Origin of the sequence: Nostoc sp. (assembly GCF_036917455.1) — a bacterium.
Classification (GTDB): Bacteria; Cyanobacteriota; Cyanobacteriia; order Cyanobacteriales; family Nostocaceae; genus Nostoc.
The window spans coordinates 1-4,474 of the sequence record NZ_JBALDK010000173.1 but is presented as its reverse complement, the minus strand read 5'-3'; the positions used below and the strand labels follow the sequence as shown (position 1 = coordinate 4,474).

The following is a 4,474-nucleotide window of genomic DNA, read 5'->3' as shown; positions in this document are numbered from 1 at the left end:
ACTATCTTTTCTCGAAGCTCGACAGAGTATGACTTCATTTAAAGGTATTTATATTTTAATTTAGTGTACCTCATAACAGACGCAAGTGCTGTATCGCATCCATCAGTTCAAACGTCGCATCCTTTGCTTTTCCTAAATATGTGTAAGCTACTTGACGAAATTCTTCGAGTCTGGCACGTTTCATATTGGCAGGTGAGTAATGGTAGTTCGTTTCTCAGCTTCTGCCAAAAGGGGACTGTGTTCAATCACACTCCCCTTTTTTGGTCATTCCCCATTTCGTCTCAAGTCACTGATAATGCAAGCAATATATCAAAGGAAGCGATCGCCACTGAAAGTATATTACTATAAATCGACAAGATTACCGTATTATAAAATTAATCAACAAAGTTGTTTCTCTCCTGCAATGCTGGATTGCTCATGCTGGCTCACTATTTGCATCTAAAAATAAATGAAAGCCTAGATTGTTAGCTTTGCTAAGTTTTTTAAAAAAAGGCTAAAAGTTTCCGTTTCTTAATCCTAGTTATCTTCAATTGGTAACTTACTGAGTATCGATAAGGAGATTCATTAAAATGACGCAGAAACTTGCCCAAACGCAATACCCTGTTCATGACTTGATCCAGAGTCGTTGGAGTCCTAGAGCTTTTGCTGATCGCTCAGTTGAGCAGGATAAACTACTCTCATTGCTAGAAGCAGCTCGTTGGGCACCTTCTTCCTACAATCATCAGCCTTGGAGCTTTATTGTTGCCACTAAAGATGACTCAACGGAATACAATCGTCTACTTAGTACCTTGGTTGAGTTTAATCAAGGATGGGCAAAAAATGCTCCAGTACTGATACTTGCAGTCGCTAAAATCCTCACTGACGACGGAAAAACAAACAGACACGCATTTCATGATGTCGGACTGGCTTTAGAAAACCTGATCCTTCAGGCGACTTCTCTTGGTTTATTTGCCCATCAAATAGCGGGATTTAATGCAGATACCGCGAGAGAAATATACCAAATTCCAGAAGACTATGAGCCTGCAACTGTGGTGACAGTTGGTTATCCTGGCGATCCCCAAAGCCTCCCTGATGGACTACGCGATCGCGAACTCGCTCCCCGTGTCCGCAAGCCGTTGAAAGAATTTGTCTTTACTGGACAGTGGGGACATACCTCAGCCTTATTGAAAGACTAAAGATCGAGGCTGAAGTATGTAGATACATTCGACATACTCCAAAGTAGAACGCGAAGGAAATTTACTAGCGACTCTTGAGTTGCAAAAGCGATCGCCGTTACATCGGCTGTCTTTCCTATACTTAAAGACTTGTATTCACTAATAACCCATTTAAGATGAGCAGATCAAAGCAATTAAAACTGGGTGCATTCATGCGCCCGGTCAGCATACATACTGGCGCTTGGCGATATCCTGCGGCTTTCCCTGATGCTAATTTCAACTTCCCGGCGCTGAAACAATTTATTCAAAAACTAGAGCAGGGCAAGTTTGACGCATTCTTTATGGCCGATCACTTAGCGGTGCTGAATATGCCGATGAACGCTCTCAAGCGCAGCCATACTGTCACTTCCTTTGAGCCTTTCACTTTGCTTTCTGCCCTTGCCAGCGTTACCGAACGCATCGGACTGGTAGCTACCGCTTCCACAACTTATGACGAGCCTTACCACATCGCTCGCCGCTTTGCGTCTCTCGACCATATCAGTGGCGGTCGCGCCGGCTGGAACATCGTCACCACATCAAATCCCGATGCAGCGCTCAACTTCGGGTTAGAAGAGGAAGTAGAGCATGATGAACGCTATGTACGAGCTAGAGAATTCTATGATGTCGTCACGGGTCTTTGGGATTCCTTTGCTGACGATGCGTTCATCCGAGATGTGGAATCAGGGATTTATTTCGATCCCGCAAAAATGCACGTTCTCAATCATAAGGGAAAATATCTCTCGGTACGAGGGCCATTGAACATTGCCAGACCTGTCCAGGGTTGGCCAGTAATTGTTCAAGCGGGAGCTTCCGAAGCGGGTCGGCAATTAGCAGCTGAAACTGCCGAGGTCGTGTTTGCATCAGCCAGTAGTCTGGAGGTAGGTAAAGCCTTCTTTGCTGACATTAAAGGGCGGGTACGGGCGATCGGACGCGATCCAGAAAGCATCAAAATTCTTCCAGGTGCTTTGGTAATTGTCGGGGGAACCGTCGCCGAGGCACGCGCCAAACGTGACCATTTGGATAGCTTAGTACACTATGACAGCGGCATTGCCAGCCTGAATGGCGCACTTGGCTACGATGTTTCCGGCTTCGATCCAGATGGCCCCTTGCCGAAAATTCCGCCGACTAACGCCGGAAAGACCTCGCATGAACGAGTAATAGGGCTGGCGCAACGTGAGAACTTGACTATTCGACAACTGGCGCAACGTATCGGTAGTTATGGTGGGCTGGCTTTCGTCGGTACACCCCAAACGATCGCCGATGAGATGGAGCAATGGCTGACCGAGGAAGGGTCTGATGGTTTCAATGTTATGTTCCCTTTTCTTCCTGAAGGGCTGAATGATTTTGTAGACAAGGTTGTGCCAGAACTCCAACGCCGTGGGATTTTCCGCCAGGAGTACGAAGGCAAGACGCTGCGCGAAAATCTGGGACTTGCTCGCCCTACTAACCGCTTCTTCCAGCCCACAACCGCATCTGTCAGCTAAATGTAGCTATTCCAAAAATATTCAGAGAGAAAAACGATGACCCACATTGAAGAAAAAGCTTTAGATTCCACCTTTGAGTTCTCTGCTCCTGTCACAGCCAACTCTCCCGAACTGCAAACTCTTTACAGGCAAGTTGCGGCGAATGCTGGGTACATCACCAATGGGTAGCCCGAAACTGACGAAACCAGCTGGATTGAAGATGTGGATGTCTTTGAGGTAGGGCGCAGTGCCAGGTACTTTTTCTAGATATTCGTGGGCACTACCCAGGTAGGGGTGCGTTCCTAAATCATCATCGCGCTGATTGGCTGGTGGTTCGTAGCGATCGCGCCACAGGGCAATGTGTTGGGCAAAGTCGGCTAGTTCGGGGCGCTTTGTCGGGTCAACGAAATAACCAGTACCAGCGATCGCAAAATCAAACTCGAAAACATCATTTTTCACCTGGACAACGATACGTCCGCCTTTTTCCTGTGCCGATTTCCAAGGTGCAGATAAATGTAAGTGAAAATTGGGGAAGGCGATGGCTCGCTCAACCGCATCCGGTGGCGGTGTGGAACCTACTTGGCGAAAGCGCCAAGCTTGGAACCAGCGAGCTGCATCAGGCAGTTGTGGATAGTTGTAGCGCCAGGATACCCCCGCACCCGTAACACTGGTAGAGATTCGCCGATCGTCGTGCGAACAAATGTACTGCCTTTTGGCGTGCGGAGCTTTTTCATCCGCGCTCGTGTCAGCCACACGCCTGCTAAACTTTCGTCCTCGGCTGCATCGATTACTGTCACGCGGCCGATACCTGCACGCCGTAGCGCAAATGCAAAGACACTACCGCTACCACTACCACCTACTATTGTGACATTGTGGTCGATGCCTGGGCGATCGCTCACCCAGTTTTCTGGGGCGTATCTAGCGGTTGGGGGAGGAAAAAGTGGAATTAGGAAAAAGATGATCAAAGTGTCCATTGACCCAAGCCAAACGCTTTTTTAATTCCTGGTAAGCATTCTCCAACGTCTGAGTGCAGACGCAAAGTTCTTCTAAGCTTTGTTTTATTAATAAGACTCTGGTCCCCACATCTTATGTTTAAGCATAATTACTCATTATCTCATGCCAGAAACTTTCTTTACTTACCCCGGATTTCTCACCACATCTCGATTAAGCCTGCGCTTGAGCAGGGGAGCAGGGGAGCAGAGGAGAGTTCAAATACCAAGTTCTTTCCCCTCTGCCCCTCTGCTCCCCTGCTCAAGCTTGTGAGAAATGCGGGTTACCCCTCCCCCAACCGCTATATGCGCCCTAAACTAAGTGATAATTTTGGCACAATTGGTTACTTAATTATTGCCATTTTTATATTCAGTTGGTTACTTTCGAGCATCATCTACAAAGTCAATAAATATGATGATTTGGAAGTCACTTGTGCTACAACTGCTAAAAATACGCAGAATAAGCATTGAGCTTATATGTAGGACAACGCTTCTATAAATAATTCAAGAATTTAATCAGTTCATACAATGAATGATAAATATATACAGTCTGGCTATTTGTGATTTTCCACAAAAATTGTTTTGATTGTGTTATCACTTCTACGGTTAAGCCATTTTTATTTTGATTAACTTGGAAGCCTGCACGTTTGAAAGCACGAATAGTCCATGTTGCTGCAATCCCCTCACCGATCAAATTAATTTCTCCTTTGTGGGATATATGGAGATGAAATTCCCCAGAAGCAACATCAAACTCTACACCTTCACTCTCGAAAGTATCAGCAAATGCACCACTCAACACTAAATCTTCCGGTGCGCCAACGTGTAAAAT

Annotated in this window: 3 protein-coding genes and 1 pseudogene; 2 read left to right on the top strand and 2 right to left on the bottom strand. The window is 46.3% G+C overall.

Going from position 1 to position 4,474, the window contains the following annotated elements:
* Window positions 1-569: 569 nt before the first annotated feature.
* Window positions 570-1,175: a nitroreductase family protein gene (locus V7K42_RS18515; RefSeq protein WP_069073981.1), complete on the top strand. Its 606-nt coding sequence runs from the start codon at window positions 570-572 to the stop codon at window positions 1,173-1,175.
* Between the two features lie 155 nt (window positions 1,176-1,330).
* Window positions 1,331-2,677 carry an LLM class flavin-dependent oxidoreductase gene (locus V7K42_RS18510; protein WP_334918567.1) on the top strand — a complete coding sequence of 449 codons (1,347 nt, stop codon included), beginning with the start codon at window positions 1,331-1,333 and terminating at the stop codon, window positions 2,675-2,677.
* 60 nt (window positions 2,678-2,737) lie between these two features.
* Here the strand turns inward: V7K42_RS18510 and V7K42_RS28980 are convergent, their stop codons facing one another.
* Window positions 2,738-3,409, bottom strand: coding sequence for a hypothetical protein (locus V7K42_RS28980; RefSeq protein WP_442938591.1), 672 nt, complete (start codon window positions 3,407-3,409; stop codon window positions 2,738-2,740).
* A 729-nt stretch (window positions 3,410-4,138) separates the two neighbouring features.
* Window positions 4,139-4,474 (bottom strand): annotated as a pseudogene (locus V7K42_RS18500) (ABC transporter ATP-binding protein); the annotation flags it as partial.